At 55.4% G+C, this 16774-nt stretch carries 15 protein-coding genes and 1 pseudogene; 9 read left to right on the top strand and 7 right to left on the bottom strand.

Annotation, left to right across the window (positions count from 1 at the left end):
* The first annotated feature begins 329 nt into the window (after positions 1 to 329).
* Complete coding sequence (locus GC090_RS06140) at positions 330 to 1571, top strand: Nramp family divalent metal transporter (RefSeq protein WP_033740787.1); 1242 nt, start codon at positions 330 to 332, stop codon at positions 1569 to 1571.
* Between the two features lie 87 nt (positions 1572 to 1658).
* Positions 1659 to 2344, top strand: a pseudogene (locus GC090_RS06145) (O-methyltransferase).
* A 40-nt stretch (positions 2345 to 2384) separates the two neighbouring features.
* Here the strand turns inward: GC090_RS06145 and GC090_RS06150 are convergent.
* Positions 2385 to 2735 carry a DUF2502 domain-containing protein gene (locus tag GC090_RS06150; protein ID WP_033740783.1) on the bottom strand — a complete coding sequence of 117 codons (351 nt, stop codon included), beginning with the start codon at positions 2733 to 2735 and terminating at the stop codon, positions 2385 to 2387.
* A 151-nt stretch (positions 2736 to 2886) separates the two neighbouring features.
* Positions 2887 to 3876: an L-glyceraldehyde 3-phosphate reductase gene (mgrA, locus tag GC090_RS06155; RefSeq protein WP_006120370.1), complete on the bottom strand. Its 990-nt coding sequence runs from the start codon at positions 3874 to 3876 to the stop codon at positions 2887 to 2889.
* Positions 3877 to 4093: 217 nt separating this feature from the next.
* Here mgrA and GC090_RS06160 point away from each other — a divergent pair, with 217 nt between their 5' ends.
* Positions 4094 to 5746 (top strand): thiamine pyrophosphate-binding protein, encoded by a 1653-nt coding sequence (locus GC090_RS06160; RefSeq protein ID WP_324021119.1) that lies wholly within the window; start codon positions 4094 to 4096, stop codon positions 5744 to 5746.
* A gap of 162 nt (positions 5747 to 5908) precedes the next feature.
* Positions 5909 to 6874, top strand: coding sequence for a glucokinase (gene glk, locus GC090_RS06165; protein WP_324021121.1), 966 nt, complete (start codon positions 5909 to 5911; stop codon positions 6872 to 6874).
* A 49-nt stretch (positions 6875 to 6923) separates the two neighbouring features.
* On the opposite strand, the gene GC090_RS06170 is transcribed toward glk, so the two are convergent.
* Together GC090_RS06170 and GC090_RS06175 are read right to left on the bottom strand one after the other, a co-directional pair.
* Entirely contained in the window at positions 6924 to 7652 is a 729-nt protein-coding gene (locus GC090_RS06170; protein ID WP_324021122.1) for a LytR/AlgR family response regulator transcription factor, read from the bottom strand.
* Positions 7649 to 9319, bottom strand: a complete 1671-nt coding sequence (locus tag GC090_RS06175; RefSeq protein WP_039340149.1) for a sensor histidine kinase — start codon at positions 9317 to 9319, stop codon at positions 7649 to 7651. Before GC090_RS06175 ends, GC090_RS06170 begins: the two co-directional genes overlap by 4 nt.
* Before the next feature lie 250 nt (positions 9320 to 9569).
* Here GC090_RS06175 and GC090_RS06180 point away from each other — a divergent pair, with 250 nt between their 5' ends.
* The gene (locus tag GC090_RS06180; protein WP_039339839.1) at positions 9570 to 10094 is read left to right on the top strand and encodes a GNAT family N-acetyltransferase; all 525 of its coding nucleotides are present in this window, start codon (positions 9570 to 9572) and stop codon (positions 10092 to 10094) included.
* A gap of 116 nt (positions 10095 to 10210) precedes the next feature.
* Positions 10211 to 11446, top strand: coding sequence for an alanine transaminase (alaC, locus tag GC090_RS06185; RefSeq protein WP_006120363.1), 1236 nt, complete (start codon positions 10211 to 10213; stop codon positions 11444 to 11446).
* Between the two features lie 49 nt (positions 11447 to 11495).
* On the opposite strand, the gene ypdK is transcribed toward alaC, so the two are convergent.
* The 3 genes from ypdK to GC090_RS06200 form a co-directional block, all read right to left on the bottom strand.
* Complete coding sequence (ypdK, locus tag GC090_RS06190) at positions 11496 to 11567, bottom strand: membrane protein YpdK (RefSeq protein WP_006120362.1); 72 nt, start codon at positions 11565 to 11567, stop codon at positions 11496 to 11498.
* Positions 11568 to 11763: 196 nt separating this feature from the next.
* Positions 11764 to 12792, bottom strand: coding sequence for an HlyD family secretion protein (locus GC090_RS06195; protein ID WP_324021124.1), 1029 nt, complete (start codon positions 12790 to 12792; stop codon positions 11764 to 11766).
* 6 nt (positions 12793 to 12798) lie between these two features.
* Complete coding sequence (locus tag GC090_RS06200) at positions 12799 to 14400, bottom strand: MFS transporter (protein WP_054687349.1); 1602 nt, start codon at positions 14398 to 14400, stop codon at positions 12799 to 12801.
* Positions 14401 to 14553: 153 nt separating this feature from the next.
* On the opposite strand from GC090_RS06200, the gene GC090_RS06205 reads away from it, so the two are divergent.
* Genes GC090_RS06205 through GC090_RS06215 form a run of 3 tightly spaced genes read left to right on the top strand, consistent with a single transcriptional unit; the run spans position 14554 to position 16618 of the window.
* The gene (locus GC090_RS06205) at positions 14554 to 15339 is read left to right on the top strand and encodes an IclR family transcriptional regulator (RefSeq protein ID WP_006120359.1); all 786 of its coding nucleotides are present in this window, start codon (positions 14554 to 14556) and stop codon (positions 15337 to 15339) included.
* A 7-nt stretch (positions 15340 to 15346) separates the two neighbouring features.
* Positions 15347 to 15799 (top strand): universal stress protein, encoded by a 453-nt coding sequence (locus GC090_RS06210; protein ID WP_324021126.1) that lies wholly within the window; start codon positions 15347 to 15349, stop codon positions 15797 to 15799.
* A 9-nt stretch (positions 15800 to 15808) separates the two neighbouring features.
* Positions 15809 to 16618, top strand: coding sequence for a hypothetical protein (locus tag GC090_RS06215; RefSeq protein WP_033740770.1), 810 nt, complete (start codon positions 15809 to 15811; stop codon positions 16616 to 16618).
* Positions 16619 to 16774: the final 156 nt, after the last annotated feature.

Genomic DNA, 16774 nt, shown 5'->3' on the forward strand with positions numbered 1-16774 from the left:
TGCTGCGTATTCTATGTAACGGCTTACCGAAAAACGAGATCTCATCCACAATATAAGTATTCACTATCGCCAAATTTCTCAGAAAACTCTCAGCGATCACGTCCTGTAACCAAAATATTCACATGGATTTTACTTAAATCTATTGTCTGTAATTTGCACAACACGTAGAGTGACTAAAATACGTTGTATAAGTAGGGCTTTCTTAGCCCTGATTTATAGCAATGGCTATACTTTATAGCATTATCTATCATAGCGATTAGCGAAACCGAATTTCACTCGTACCTGTGTCGCCTTAAGCTACACAGGTTAACTCAGACAGGGTACCCGATATGCTAGAAAGCCGTGCCGCAGAACGCGCAGCGCGTGGCGCCAGAAAAATCAAACTCGCTTTACTGGGGCCTGCCTTTATCGCCGCGATCGGCTATATCGATCCGGGCAACTTCGCGACCAATATTCAGGCCGGTGCCGCGTATGGCTACCAGTTGCTGTGGGTGGTGGTGTGGGCCAACATTATGGCCATGCTTATCCAGCTGATGTCAGCAAAGCTCGGTATTGCCACGGGCAAGAATCTGGCGGAACACATTCGCGATCGGTTCCCGCGTCCGGCCGTGTGGTTTTACTGGGTGCAGGCAGAGATCATCGCGATGGCGACCGACCTGGCGGAGTTTATTGGCGCGGCTCTGGGATTCAAACTGCTGCTGGGCGTCTCACTGATGCAGGGCGCGGTCCTTACCGGTGTGGCCACCGTTCTGATTTTGATGCTGCAAAACCGCGGGCAAAAGCCGCTGGAGCTGGTGATCGGCGGATTACTCCTGTTTGTTGCGGCCGCTTATATTGTTGAACTGTTTTTTTCCCAGCCAAAAGTCAGCGAACTGGTGACAGGCATGGCGCTGCCTTCACTGCCGAATGCCGATGCGGTTTTCCTGGCGGCCGGTGTGCTGGGTGCAACCATTATGCCGCACGTCATCTACCTGCATTCTGCCTTAACGCAGGGAAAAAGCCGCGACAGCCAGGCGCAACGTTACTCTTCCACTAAGCTGGATGTGGCGATCGCGATGACCATTGCCGGTTTTGTTAATCTGGCGATGATGGCCACGGCCGCTGCGGCTTTTCACTTTAGCGGCCACAGCGGTATTGCGGAACTCGATCAGGCTTACACCACCTTGCAGCCCTTGCTCGGTCATGCTGCCGCGACGGTATTCGGCCTGAGCCTGGTCGCGGCGGGGTTATCCTCCACCGTGGTGGGTACGCTGGCGGGCCAGGTGGTAATGCAGGGCTTTATCAATTTCCATATCCCTCTCTGGGTCCGTCGTGCCGTCACCATGGTGCCGTCATTTATCGTGATCTGGGCGGGCTGGGATCCCACGCGTGTGCTGGTGATGAGCCAGGTCCTGCTGAGCTTTGGTATTGCACTGGCGCTGATCCCTTTGCTGGTCTTTACGGGGAACCGTGAGCTGATGGGCGAAGCCCTGGTAAACAGTCGTCTGATGCAGAATACCGGTCGAATCATTGTGGTGCTGGTGGTCAGCCTGAATATTTACCTGCTCGTCGGACAGGCCATGGGCATGTAGCCTTACCCGGCAGCGATCGGGCACGGCTTTAAGCGCTGAATGCCAAAGTTTATAATGTCACTCTCTTCCCGAGTCAGAAGTGACATCATGCGCACGCCAGATTACCCTTCAGACGACCATGTGAAATGGGCCGCCGTTGACGATTATTTTTCACAGTTGTTAGCGCCGCCCGATAACCACCTCAGCGCGGCCCTCCAGGCAAACAGTCAGGCCGGGCTGCCAGCGCATGATGTTTCGGCGGTGCAAGGTAAAATGCTGGCGCTGTTAATCAGCATTCAGAATGCCTCACGTGTGCTCGAAATCGGCACACTCGGCGGCTACAGCACGATCTGGATGGCGCAGGCGCTGGGTGAGGGGGGAACCATCACCACGATAGAAGCCGATCCCCGCCATGCGCAGGTTGCCCGCGAAAATATTCATCAGGCTGGCCTGTCCGAACGGGTTAGGCTGCATGTGGGGGCGGCGCTGGATGTCCTGCCGCATCTGCAGGCTCCCTTTGATCTCATTTTTATTGATGCGGACAAAAAAAATCCCGGCTATCTTCGCTAGGCCATTCGGCTCTCCCGGCCCGGCAGTCTCATTATCGTCGATAACATTGTTCGCGGCGGTGCCGTGATTGATGCCGGTTCTACCGACGGCAACGTGCAGGGGTACGTGAGTGTCTGCGGCTGCTGGCCAGCGATCCCCGACTGGAGGCGACCGCGATTCAGACCGTGGGCGAAAAAGGCTGGGATGGCTTTGCGCTCGCCCGGGTGAAAAGCCGCGAGGAGTAACCGCAGGTTGTCTGCCGGCACGCAGGCCGGCAGAGGACGGTTAGCGGTAGCGATGCGGCTCAGGGTGCGCATGACGCCAGTGGCGTCGTTCATGTTCCCACTGGCGTTGCCGTTCACGCGCGTGCCAGCGACGTTCCCGTTCCGCTTCCTGATGACGTCGCCAGGCATCATGCCGCCACCAGCGTCTTTCCTTATAAGCGTAGCGATCGTTAAACCAGCGCGGTTCACGCCAGCGGTCGCCATCCCAGTAATAACCCCGGCGGTCCCGGTCGCCCAGATGCAGCGTGACGCCTGGAGCCAGGCGTATTTCATTTCCCGAGGCTTGTGCTGTGTGCATCGCCAGCGGCGTTAACACTGCTATGAAAGCAGCAAAGCATACTCCACGTATCATTATCTTCTCCTGCAGCAGCTTATGATTACTGCTGTCACGTCATTCTGACGGTATTGCACAAAGAAGCCTGCACATGTTGTCTGAAAATACGCGAAAAACAGGGCTTTGAGAGTTTTCTGGCACAGCCGCCCGCGTACGCGGGCAACCCGTATCAGGCCAGTATCGCCTCAATGGCGGCGAGTTCGTCTGTCGAGAGCGGTGACTGGGTCAGCATCTGCACCGCGTCGTCAATTTGTGCCGTTTTACTGGCCCCGATCAGCACGGAGGTAATGCGCGGATCGCGCAGCACCCACGTTAACGCCATTTGCGCCAGTTTCTGCCCACGCTGTTCTGCCAGATCGTTCAGCTTACGCACCCTGGCCATTTTCTCTTCCGTCAGCTGATTTTCATTCAGGAACTTACTGCCGCTGGCGACGCGGGAATCGGAGGGAATACCCTGCAGATAGCGATCGGTCAGCACACCACCCGCGAGGGGCGAAAATGCGATACAGCCTGTGCCATGCTCATCCAGCGTCTGCAATAAGCCCTGTTCCGGTGTGCGTTCAAACAGGGAGTAGCGGGGCTGATGAATCAGGCAGGGTGTCCCCAGATCGCGCAGAATCGTCATCGCTTCAGCAGCCCGCTCTGCCGGATAGTTGGAAATGGCGGCATACAGCGCCTTGCCCTGACGGACAACGTGATCCAGCGCCCGCATGGTTTCTTCCAGCGGCGTTTCCGGATCGGGACGGTGATGGTAAAAGATGTCAACGTAATCCAGGCCCATTCGACGCAGGCTCTGGTCCAGACTCGCGACCAGATACTTGCGCGAACCCCAGTCGCCGTAAGGGCCTTCCCACATGGTATAACCGGCCTTGGTCGAAATAATCAGCTCGTCGCGATGCGCCTGAAAATCGTCGCGCATAATGCGACCAAAATTGCTTTCTGCGGAACCGGGCGGCGGACCGTAGTTATTCGCCAGGTCAAAATGGGTGATGCCGCAGTCAAACGCATGGCGCAGCAACTGCCGGCTGGTTGCTAATTGGGTGCTGTCACCAAAGTTATGCCACAGGCCCAGTGAAATCGCAGGAAGCTTCAGTCCACTGCGTCCACTTCGACGCCATTGCATATGCTGATACCTGTCGGGGCGAGGAAAAGCTGTCATAGAAAAGTCCTGAGTGAAAACGATTAAATGTGCCAAAACAGTGGGAGTGTATACGGTTACACTCAGGATTAATCCGTGTCAGATCGCATATCTGCCGAATAATCCACGGTCGTAACGCTTGCTTGCCATGTAATCCGTTGGCGAAATGACAGGCACTGTTCGCTTAATTAACGCCATGTCAGATACTTATCAATACACTCCCCTAAAGGAATTCGCTATGTCCTCTTATACGGTTGGTGATTATCTGTTGGCGCGTTTGCAGGCGTGCGGTATTCGACATCTGTTCGGCGTACCGGGTGACTTTAACCTGCAGTTTCTGGATCGGGTGATTGCGCATCCGACAATAAGTTGGGTGGGATGTGCCAATGAGCTGAATGCCGCTTACGCTGCGGATGGCTATGGACGCTGTTCGGGTATGGCGGCGTTGCTGACTACCTTTGGCGTAGGGGAGCTCAGCGCAATCAACGGTCTGGCAGGCAGCTTCGCAGAGTACGTGCCCGTGATTCATATCGTGGGCGCGCCGTCGAGCCAGGCGATGCAGCAGGGAGACTGCGTGCACCACACCTTAGGGGATGGCGATTTTGGCCATTTCATCCGCATGGCAAAAGAGGTTAACGTCGCCACCGCGCAACTGACCGCTGAGAATGCCACCGCCGAAATTGACCGGGTTTTGTGCAGCGTGATCCAGCAACATCGTCCGGGCTATCTGCTGTTGCCTGTCGATGTTGCCCAGGCCGAAACCGCTGCGCCCGTTCATCCCCTGGTATCGTCGGCTTCGTCACCCGAATCCCTGCGCAGCGCGTTTCGCCAGGCCGCCGAGCGGTTACTGGCACCGGCGCAACGCGTCTCACTCCTGGCCGATTTTCTGGCGCAGCGCTGGCAACAGCAACCGGCGCTGGCTGCGTTACGTGCCGGGCGTGCTTTTCCGTGCGCCACACTGCTGATGGGCAAAGGCGTGCTGGATGAGCAGCAGTCGGGGCTTGTGGGCACTTACGCAGGTGAGGGCAGTGAAGGCTGGGTACGCCAGCAAATTGAAGAGGCAGACGTCACGCTCTGCGTCGGCGTGCGCTTTACGGATACGATTACCGCTGGATTCACTCAGCAATTTCGCCCCGATCGGCTGATCGACGTGCAGCCACACAGCGCCAGCGTCGCGGGACAGACGTTTGCCCCGTTGTCGATGGCCGATGCGTTGCAGACATTACTGCCGTTGTTCGAACGCTATGGCGCAGGCTGGCAGTCCGCCGGGCCAGTGAAACCGGCGGCGCCTGTCCCTGACGCGGCCATCATCAGCCAGTCTGCCTTTTGGCAGGCCATGCAGTCTTTTATTCAGCCCGGCGATATTATTCTGGCGGATCAAGGCACCGCGGCGTTTGGCGCGGCGGCGCTGCGCCTGCCTGCCGGGGCGCAGCTGCTGGTACAGCCGTTATGGGGATCCATCGGTTATACTCTGCCAGCCGCGTTTGGTGCCCAGACGGCACGCCCGTCACAGCGCGTCATCCTGATCATTGGCGATGGTTCGGCACAGTTGACCATTCAGGAACTCGGCTCGATGCTGCGGGATGATCAGCATCCAATCATTTTTCTGCTCAATAATGAAGGCTATACTGTGGAGCGGGCCATTCATGGCGCACACCAGCGTTATAATGATATTGCCCAGTGGAACTGGACAGCGCTGCCGCAGGCATTCAGTTTACACTGTCAGGCACAAAGCTGGCGCATCAGTGAAACCGTGCAACTGACCGCACTGATGGCGCAACTGACACAACAACACAGACTGTCGTTTATTGAAGTCGTGATGCAAAAAGATGACCTGCCGCCCCTGTTACGTAAAGTCTCAGCCTGTCTGAGCCAGCGCAACGGCGGATGAGATTCGGAAAGTTGCCTCTGTGCAGGCCAGACTAACGCGGTTAGGCTGTTGCACACACGAGTCAGACGCTCACCTCAAGCTTCGGTGGGCGTTGTTGTTTTATCGGCAGGATTTTATAGTGTCCTCCAACTCTTTAAGACCCCCAAGCGGAGCACCAGAAGAATGACAACTTATGCCTTGGTCGGCGATGTCGGCGGCACCAATGCCCGCCTCGCTTTGTGTGAGGTGGAAAACGGCAGCATCTCCCAGACCAAAACATTCGCAACATCAGACTACGACAGCCTCGAAGCCGTCATCCGCCATTATCTTGATGAACAAAAGCAGGATATTAAAGACGGCTGTATCGCCATTGCCTGCCCGATTACCGATGACTGGGTTGAAATGACCAACCACGACTGGGCCTTCTCGACTAAAAAGTTGAAGGCGAACATCGGTTTTGAACACCTGGAAATTATTAACGATTTCACCGCTGTCTCCATGGCGATTCCTATGCTCGGCGAAGAGCATGTCATCCAGTTTGGCGGTAAATCGGCGGTGAAGGATAAACCGATCGCGATTTACGGTGCGGGAACCGGCCTCGGCGTCAGCCATCTGGTACACGTCGACCAGCGCTGGGTCAGTTTACCCGGTGAAGGGGGACATGTTGATTTTGCCGCTAACAGCGAAGAAGAAGATCAAATTCTGGAAGTCTTACGGGAAGAATTAGGTCATGTTTCAGCAGAACGTGTGTTGTCAGGCGCTGGTCTGGTCAATCTCTACCGTGCGATTGTAAAAGTCGATAACCGTGAGCCGGAGAATCTGAAGCCACGCGAAGTCAGTGAGCGCGCCCTGGCGGACAGCTGCACCGACTGCCGTCGTGCCTTATCGCTGTTCTGCGTCATCATGGGACGTTTTGGCGGTAATCTGGCGCTGAACCTCGGGACCTTCGGTGGCGTTTACATCGCGGGCGGGATCGTGCCGCGTTTCCTGGAGTTCTTCAAAGCCTCGGGTTTTCGTGCCGCTTTTGAAGACAAAGGGCGCTTCCGTGACTATGTTGCCGATATCCCGGTTTATATGATCACGCATGACCAACCCGGGCTGTTGGGTGCCGGTGCGCACCTGCGCCAGACGCTGGGCCGTATTCTCTAGTTTGCAGGCTCTGTCCTGCCCGACGCAAGGGCAGAGCCGCCTTTCCCTCTCACAACCGCATCAGTAGCCGAAACGCTTTTACTTTGCTGCGGCTGACCGGTACCTGTACTTCCATATCCCGCAACTTCAGCAGATAGGTATTGTTAAACCAGGGTTCGATTTCCCGGATTTTGTTGAGGTTGACGCAGTAGGACCGGTGGCAGCGAAAGAACAGGTGTTCGGGCAGGCGTGAGCAGAATTCCGTCATTGTCATCGACATCACATAGGCTTCACGGCGGGTATAGACGAAGGTTAACTTCTCGTGCGCCTCAACGTAGTAAATGTCATTCACGTCGGTCACGATAATGCGTTCATCTTTAGTCAGATTCACGGTCAGTACGCTCTGCGCCGTTGGCGCCTGAGCGGGCGCGTGCTGTTGCTGCCAGGTGGCTTCCAGCTTGTTCAGCATCGTGACGATACGGGATTCATGATACGGTTTCAGAATATAGTCAAACGCTTCGAGTTCAAAGGCTTCCACGGCATGCTCTTTCCAGGCCGTAATAAACACAATCAGGGGCTTATGAACAAACTGATGAATACTCTTTGCCAGTAACATGCCATCCAGAGAGGGAATATTGATGTCGAGAAAGATCACATCAACCCGATGCTGCTGCAGATATTTGAGGACATCCAGACCGTCATCAAAGCAGGCCGCTATCTCAATCTTACTGTGTTGCTGAATCATCCAGCTCAGCTCTTGCTGGGCCAGAAATTCGTCCTCGACGATGATGGCTTTCATGCAAGGTTCCCCACCAGTAACTGCCCGGTTTTGCTCAGTGTAAACGCGATTTCGGTGCCGGGCTGATGACGCGCAATGTGCAGCCCTTCGCCCGAGAGTAACTTCACCCGGTGATGGACATTTAACAGGCCAATTTTATTGCCGGGCATTTCGTTGCGAGCCACACGATCAATCACCTCGTCACTGATCCCTTTACCGGTATCACGCACGGCGATGCGCACGCGGTCGCCCAGGTCTCGCACACTTAACGTCACCACACCTTTACCTTTACAGGGCTGAATGCCATGAACAATAGCATTCTCCACCAACGGCTGAATCAGCAGGCTGGGCAGGGAAAAATGCAAATCCTCGTCAATGTCATAAATCATGGTTAACTTATCGCCAAAGCGCGCCTGCTCAATCGCTATATAATCTTTTACCTGCCAGAGTTCTTTCTTGATATCGATAAGCTCATCGTCATTCAGTTCGAGGTTGTAGCGCAGATAGCGCGATAAGTTGATGACCAACTGGCGCGCCGTATCGGGATTGAGCCGGATAGATGACGAAATGGCATTCAGCGCATTGAACAGGAAATGCGGATTAATTTTGCTCTGCAGGGCACGCAGTTCCGCTTTATTGGCCATTTCGCGCAGTTGCTCCGTACGCGAGACTTCCAGCTGCGTCGAAATAATCTGGGACAGGCCTACCGCCATCTCTTTCAGCGAGCCAGTGATGCGGTGCGCACGACGGTAATAAATCTTCAGCGTGCCGGTCACCTTGCCTTTTTCCCACAAGGGGATGACGATCATGGAGTGAATATCTTTCGTCCGGTGGGCTTCGTCATTGTTTTTGATGATGATCTTCCCACTGTGCATCGCCTGCGCCGTCGTCGGGCTGATCCCGTCGTCACCATGCTGGTAATTGTGTTCACCGTAGCCAACATAGGCCAAAATCTTCTGCTTGTTGGTCATCGCGACGGCATCGGCCTTGATTTCCCGTCGAATGATGTCACAGACACGGCGCAGGGAATCGCTGTTGACCTGACGGAACAGCGGCAGGGTCTGGTTAGCGATATCCAGCGCCAGTTTTGCCTGACGTGCCGCAATAGCCTCTTTTTCACCTTCCACGCTCTGCACCAGCAACACGATTAAGCCAATGCTGGCGGCGCCCAGAATCATCGGCAGGGCAATTTCAGAAACAATGGTCAGCCCGAGCGCGGTGGGCGTGGCCCACAACACGATAAGCAGCATGGTCAGACTTTCGCAAAACATGCCGCCCAGAATCCCTACCAGCCAGCGCCGTTCGCGCTGCACCCGGCGATGAATGGCACCGGCGACAATGCCGGCGATGATGCTGGTCATCAGGCAGGGCACTGACGTCACACCATGAATATCTATCAGGAAGCGGTGCAGACCGGCAATCACACCGGTGGTAATGCCAACCCAGGGACCAAACAAAATACCGCCAGCCATCACGGCGATCACCCGTACGTTGAGCAATGAACCGTCGACATTGACCCCTGACCAGGTACTGAAAAGTGCAAACAGTGAAAAAATGGCAATCACGGCCGCTTTTTCCAGCGCCGTATGCTCATCTTTCTGCAGGATCTGACGAAAAGGTGGGGTTCGCGTCAGAAAAAACAGGCAAATCAGCATCAGCGCCGCACGGTCAAAGACGGCCAGAAGCATAGTAAAGTGTGAAGTCACAGGCGACTCTTCAGCGAGGTCAAAGAAGGTTATGATAAAAAATGTGATGATGTTGTGCCAGCGTGCCTGACAGCCAGCCGGGCAGTTCATGTTTTAGATCAATTTATTCAAAAGCTGAAAAAGAGGAAATGTTGAGCTCATTTAAGAGGAACGTTTTTCCGCTGCCATTGCGGCCCGGTCCACTGTGGTCAGGCCCGGTGACTTTATTACGTGTTATCGCCTGGAGTGATGTATGCATCTGACTACCTCGCGTTTGACGTTAACCTCTTTGCAGCCTGAAGACTGGCAGCTGTTTCGTGCGGTACATGAAGATCGCGATACTATGCGCTGGGTAAGTGACATTCCCGATGAAGATGATATCCGTGAGCGGTTTCGTCAGCGTCTGGCACCCTGGCAACCCGGCAGTTTTCACATGTTATGCCTGGTCATCAGGCGGCGCGACAGCGGGGAAGCCATCGGGTTATTGGGTTGTACGCCTGAATGGCAGCCCGCCCGTCAGGCGGAGGTGGGATATATGCTGCTGCATCGCCACTGTGGTCAGGGGTTTGGCAGTGAAGCGCTGGAAGCGCTGTGTGCGTGTTTGTTCGACGCCGATTTTCTCAAACTCCGGGCGCTGGTGGTGGAAGGAAACTGGGCTTCCCGGCGAATTCTGGAAAAAAACGGCTTTCTGCTGAAACGGACGCTGCAAAATAATTATCTGCTGAATGACCGCTGGGTGAATGACTGGCTGCTCGAGCGGCTCAATCCGGGAAAATAAAAAATTTTCTGCTCCTCTCGACAAAGTTGTTATTAGCGCGTTATGTTCTTGTTGAGGTCACCGCAGTGACCAGCGTCGCTCGGACGGTCCGGGCGCTAACGTTTCCAGAGGATACCATGGCTGATAACAGCACCACTCGTCGTTTCTCGCGTATTGAACGCCTGCCCCCTTACGTCTTTAACATTACCGCTGAACTGAAGATGGCTGCGCGTCGGCGCGGCGAAGATATCATCGACCTTTCAATGGGTAATCCCGATGGCGCGACGCCGCCGCACATTGTCGAAAAACTGTGCCAGGTGGCTCAACGTGAAGATACGCACGGCTATTCCACATCGCGCGGTATTCCTCGCCTGCGGCGTGCTATTTCACGCTGGTATCAGGAGCGTTATCAGGTAGATATTGATCCCGAATCGGAAGCGATAGTCACCATTGGTTCCAAAGAAGGTCTGGCTCACCTGATGCTGGCCACGCTTGACCATGGCGACACGGTGCTGGTGCCGAATCCCAGCTATCCCATTCATATCTATGGGGCCGTTATCGCAGGCGCTCAGGTGCGCTCCGTCCCGCTGGTGGAGGGCATTGATTTCTTCAATGAGCTGGAGCGTGCTATTCGCGAGAGCTATCCCAAACCTAAAATGATGGTGCTGGGTTTCCCGTCGAATCCCACTTCTCAGTGCGTAGAGCTGGACTTTTTTGAGCGCGTCATCGCGCTGGCCAAACAGTACAACGTGCTGGTCATTCACGATCTGGCCTATGCCGATATCGTCTATGATGGCTGGAAAGCGCCGTCCATTATGCAGGTGCCTGGCGCACGGGATGTGGCCGTCGAATTTTTCACCCTGTCAAAAAGCTATAACATGGCCGGCTGGCGCATAGGTTTTATGGTGGGCAACAAAGAGCTGGTCGCCGCCTTAGCCCGAATCAAGAGCTACCACGATTACGGCACCTTTACGCCCTTACAGGTCGCGGCGATTGCGGCCCTGGAAGGGGATCAGCAGTGCGTGCGCGATATTGCCGAACAGTATAAACGTCGCCGCGACGTGCTGGTGAAAGGGCTGCATGAAGCGGGCTGGATGGTGGATATTCCCAAAGCGTCGATGTACGTCTGGGCAAAGATTCCGGATCATTATGCGCATCTGGGCTCGCTGGAATTTGCCAAGCACATGCTGCAGGAAGCGAAAGTATGCGTTTCACCCGGCGTGGGCTTCGGTGATTATGGCGATACGCACGTCCGTTTTGCACTGATTGAAAACAGCGATCGTATCCGACAGGCGGTAAGAGGCATTAAGGCGATGTTTCGCGCCGACGGCATTTTGCCGGGCAGCGTGAAAAGTATGGAAGAACAGATTTAACATCCCATTGGGGCGACCACCTGTCGCCCCTGTGGAATGCCTGCAGAGACTACAGCATCAGCACAAAGGTGCCGACCCAAAGTAGTACAAAGAAAGAAATTCCCATCAGCGCATATTTCACAAGCGAACTCCTCTGAGCGGTTACGATATTGGCGATCCCATCCAGCGCAACGCGGACAGAAAGGATAAGGTCGCCGTTCAGATTTACGGTCAACGATCTCCCGTACGAACTGAATAACTCAGAACAGGATCGGGGCTAATCTACGCGTATTCAGACCGAAAATAAATAGTTTGGTTCTGAGAGTTTGTTCACATTTTTATCGAACGTCAATGTCCGGCACTGCCGACATGCCCACGCGGAGTTGCGCCAGGTTTTTCTGGTTCTGGTCCAGGACAATTTTAACCGGTAATCGCTGAACCACTTTCGTGTAGTTGCCGGTCGCATTATCGGGAGCAATCGCCGCAAATGTCGCGCCTGTCGCGGGGGCAAGACTGTCGACGTGACCGGTAAAAATCTGGTCAGGCAAAGCATCTACCCTGATGCGGACGGGTTGACCCGGACGCACATCCTGCAACTGCGTTTCCAGATAATTCGCGGTGATATAGGTTTGTTGTAACGGCACCACCGCCAGCAAACGGGTACCGGCGGAAACATAGGCGCCCAGGCGCACTGCGCGCTGTCCCACCATGCCGGCCACCGGGGCCACAATGCGGGTGTAAGACAGATTAAGACGTGCCTGGTCGACGCTGGCTCGGGCGGCAGCAACATCCGCTTCGGCGGATCGGACGGCTGCCTGCAGCACGCCAACCTGCTTAATCGCAGAAGCGAGCGCGGCTTCACTCTGACGCACCGCGGCGCTGGCAGAGCGCTGCGCCGAGCTGGCTTTTTGCTGCTCGTCAGCGGCAACGGTGCCGCGCTGATAGAGACGGTTATAGCGTTCGGCACTCTGTCCGGCATATTGCGCCGAAGCCTGACTGGCGGAAACGCTGGCCTTCTGTTCATCAATGACCGACTCCTGCTGCTCCAGCTGTGCTTTGCTGCTCAACAGTTTGGCTTCACTGACCTGCAATGCGGCCTCCGCGCTTTCCAGTGCCACTTTGTAATCGCGATCGTCCAGCGTCGCCAGGAGTTCACCGGCGGCAACCTGCTGGTTATCTTTCACCCTGACGCTGGCGATGTACCCCGACACTTTGGGCGCAACAAGGGTGTAATCGGCATTGACCCAGGCATCATTGGTACGGTGATCGTTACGGGTCATCACGGACCAGACAATCAGCGCCATCGCCAGCAAAACCAGCAGCAGCAGGGAAAGCAGCACGGTTTTTCTCATTACTAAAGCACGCATATACAGTTATCTCGACGTGGAGGTTGCAGGTTGAATCAAGGTTTGGGGCGGCCAGACGCGTTTGGGCAGCCAGGCGGTGACGACCAGCAGCAGCAGCGCAAAACCGATCAGCAGCAGCCAGGTATCACTCAGGCCGAGCACCAGCGCCTGGTGCTTTATCTGGGTAGCAAAGCCGCGCAGATTCTCGACGGAACTCACGCTGCCATCGGGCAACAGCGGAAACTGACTGCTGGCCTGACTGCTGTTGGGGGCGGTCATCAGCCACGGCCTGCTGCCCGCCTGGTTGACGAGGATACTGGAGTGAAACTGTTCACGATGGCTGACAAACCATGACACCAGGGTAGAGGCCGCAATGCTGGAAAACCCGCGTACCGTGTTGAACATCGCCGAGGCAAAAGGTCCTTCAGGCGGTGCTACCACGCTGGTCGCGCTCATCAGCACGGGCAGAATCACCATCGGCTGGCCTACGGCCTGCAACGCCTGAATCAACCAGAAGTTATCCCGCGCCCAGTCCGTTGTGATCTGCATACCGAGCAGGCAGGAGGCAATCAGGAAGCACAAGCCCACTGCCAGCATCCAGCGACAGTCAATCCAGCGGATATTCAGCAGGGCGGCAAGCAACGGCGCCACAATGAGCTGGGGCAACCCAATGGTCAACGCCAGCGGCGCGAACTGGGCGATGCGAAAGCCATCGACCTGGGCAAAATAGCTGGAAGGCAGGGCAGAGCCAGACAGCGACACGATCAGGACGCCGGCCAGCACCAGCAGGCCGTGCAGCAGGTTAGGTCGCCGCAGCATCTGCAACTTAAACAGCGGCAGGGGATGGAACCACTCATTGATTAAAAAGACGATGAGTAACGGCACGGCGGCCAGCAGCATAGCGGCAATCAGCGGAGAATCCAGCCAGTCAAGCCGTTCGCCCTGGCTGAGTACCAGAATGATTAACGCCATCCCGCTACAGCCTGTGAGCATCCCGAACAGATCGATCTGCTGAAAACGTTCTGTGCGCAACGGATCCTGAGGCAATCCCCAGCCGGTTAATACGAGGGCTATCAGCATACCGGGCACAACCTGCCAGAAGACAAACATCCAGCTGACCTGATCGGTCCAGAAGGCGGCCAGCGACGCGGCCATATTCGGCCCGAAGGTGGCAGTAAGGGCATAGGCGCCTAATCCATAGAGCTTGAACGGCGGTGGCAGAAAACGCAGGGCGACGGTCATCAGCATCGGCGGCAGCGCGCCGCCAAAGAGCCCCTGGATCACGCGTAATACCATAAAGAGCACAGGATCGGTCATCAGCGGTAACAGTATTCCGGACAGCATAAAGCCGACCGAAACAAATAACGTAAAGCGGCGCAGGGAAAACGTCACCGCGAACCACGGCGCAATCATCATGGCGGCCACTTCGGCAGCCTGATAAGCCGAAACAATCCAGCTTCCGTCGTCGTAGCCCATACCGAGGGCAGCACGAATATCGGCCAGCGCAATATCACTGACGCGATCGTTGAGCCCGGAGGTCAGCGCCGCGATCCAGACGCCAAGCAGGCCCAGGGCGAGACGTAAGGTAAAGGGATGCAGCGGCGGCGCAGTGCCAGGCTGGGTCGTCATAGCAGGTGTCTCATTGTTTTTTTGGTTCGATGTATTGCGATGCGATACAGGCGGGGCGATATTACATGGCAATATGCTGTATTGCAATGTGGTACACGCTGTAAAACGTGCGCTTTTCGGGTTACAGTAAGCCAGCTCAAAAAGGACGACGCTATGACTCAACAATCATCCAGCCGCGAAGATGAAAAAACGGGCGGTATTCAGGTTATTGCGCGCGCGGCTAAAATTCTTAATGCTCTGGGCGAGCATCCCGGTGGCATGAGTCTGGGCGAAATCGCGCATGCGGTTGATCTGCCGCGTTCTACCGTACAGCGCATTGTGGCCGCGCTGGACAGCGCCGAACTGGTTCGAAGCAGTGGGGCGGGCGGATTGCGTCTCGGGCCAGCTTTACTGAAGCTGCTCGCCAGCGTGAACACGGATGTGGTCGATTTGGTCAAGCCGCTGCTGGAAAAACTGTCGGCGGATACCAATGAAACGGTCTCCCTGTCCCGCGCCAGTGGTGCGCAGCTTGCCGTCATTCATTATGTTGTGGCGTCGCGCGAGCTGCGGGTGGTTCCCCGTATCGGACTGGAGCTGCCGCTCTACAGCACCTCGGGTGGCCGCGCCTTGCTGGCGCTGGAAAGCGATGAAGACGTCCGGACGCTGGTGGGAGATGCCTGGCGCGAACTCACGGACAAGACGGTTAAGACGCAGGCAGCACTGTTAGAGATGCTTCGGGAAGTGCGTGAAACCAGCATTTCCTACGACCGTGGTGAAACCCTTGAAGGCGTTTCAACCATGGCCTTTGCGCTCGATACACTATTTGGCCGCTTTGCGGTCTCCTTACTGGTGCCCACGGCGCGGTTTAAGAAGCATGAATCACGCTATCGTGAAGAAATGTTGCTGTGCAAACAGGCTCTGATTCGTGAAATTGGCAAAATTGCCGCTGTTGAAGGATGAGTGCTCAATGAAAACAGTATTAATGGCTATCGATAATTCACCGGTCGCGAAGAAAGTGGTGTCGTTAACGATCGAAGAAGCACAGGCGCATGATGCACAAGTGATTGTGCTGTGTTGTATCGATCCCGCCTATTCATCCTGTAGCCAGCCCATTGATATTGATGCCGGTGAAGATCCGGCAGATTTTGTGGCCGCGCAGGATGAGCAAAATACCGCTGAAATGGTGGTGCGTCATGCCCTGGCCCCCTTGCTCCAGGCCGGCATTAAGGCGCGAGGTATGATTCTGGCCGGCGAAGCGGCGGATACAATCGTGGCCCAGTCCCAGCAGCTCAATGCCAGCATGATTATTATGGGGCGACGTCATTTATCGCCCTTTAACCGGTTATTAAAAGGATCTGTGAGTGCCGCTGTGGTTGAACGCGCGCATTGCCCGGTACTGATCGATGTGCGTAAGGATTAACAACGTAGTATGACTCTCCTGCTTTTTCTTACGCTGGCCGCCTTTGTGCTGCTGGCGATTATCATCGTTATGTTAGTCAGAACCACCCGGCTTAAAGCGTGGCAGGGCGTGGTTCTTTTTATCCTGCCGCTGTTGTTGTCGAATGTTTTATGGTTCAGCTGGATCCAGCCTCAGCAGCAGCAGGAGAAACGCTACGAGCGCGCGGCAGATTATATGGCACAGGCTACGGTGTATCGGGTGCTACGCACTCAGGAACCCGCGCTGTGGCAAATACTGACGCGCGATCTGGCGCGCAAACTGCGTGAAGGCGAACCCATGTTGCAGGCAACGGGCGAACTGCGCGGGTTATTGACGGATGTGATCAATCAGCGCCTTATGCGGGGTACTGACGCGGCCGTATTGAAATATATTGGCGTCTCGGTGGAAGAAATGCAGACGCTCAATAAAATTGACCCGGGCCTTTGTTTTCAGTTCCTTTATCCGCAGGTGAAGGGCGGTATCAATCTGGTTGAAACTCTGCCCGCCAGCCTGAACCAAAAAGATGCCGATGCCACCGAGTATTTGCTGCTTAACAGTCTGGGGGACGAACAACCGCTGGACCGCAAGCAGGCGCAGCACGATCTCAAAACCATCGTCGACCATCTCTACCTGAAGTGGGGCAATAAGCTGCAACAGCTGAATATGCCTGCCGATGCCGCCGTTGATCGGTCTTCCATGTGTGCCATGTCTGTCGATCTTTATAGTGCCATCCTCGCACTCCCGGACAAGCAAGCCGCCAATCTGCTTCGTAGAATGATTGCGCTTTCAGGCGAAGGTTAAAAAGAAAAAAGCCCGCCAGTGGCGGGCTAAATGCTGAGAGAGGCTTTTTTTAGAGTAATTCCTGGTGTTGTTCGTGAGGCTTTTCACTGGAATCAGTGTCGCAGTTTATTGGCATAACCTGCCAGTTGTTTAACCGTATTGAATCAATTGGTAAAA

The sequence above is a fragment of the Pantoea sp. JZ29 genome, from assembly GCF_035190385.1.
Taxonomy (GTDB): domain Bacteria; phylum Pseudomonadota; class Gammaproteobacteria; order Enterobacterales; family Enterobacteriaceae; genus Pantoea; species Pantoea stewartii.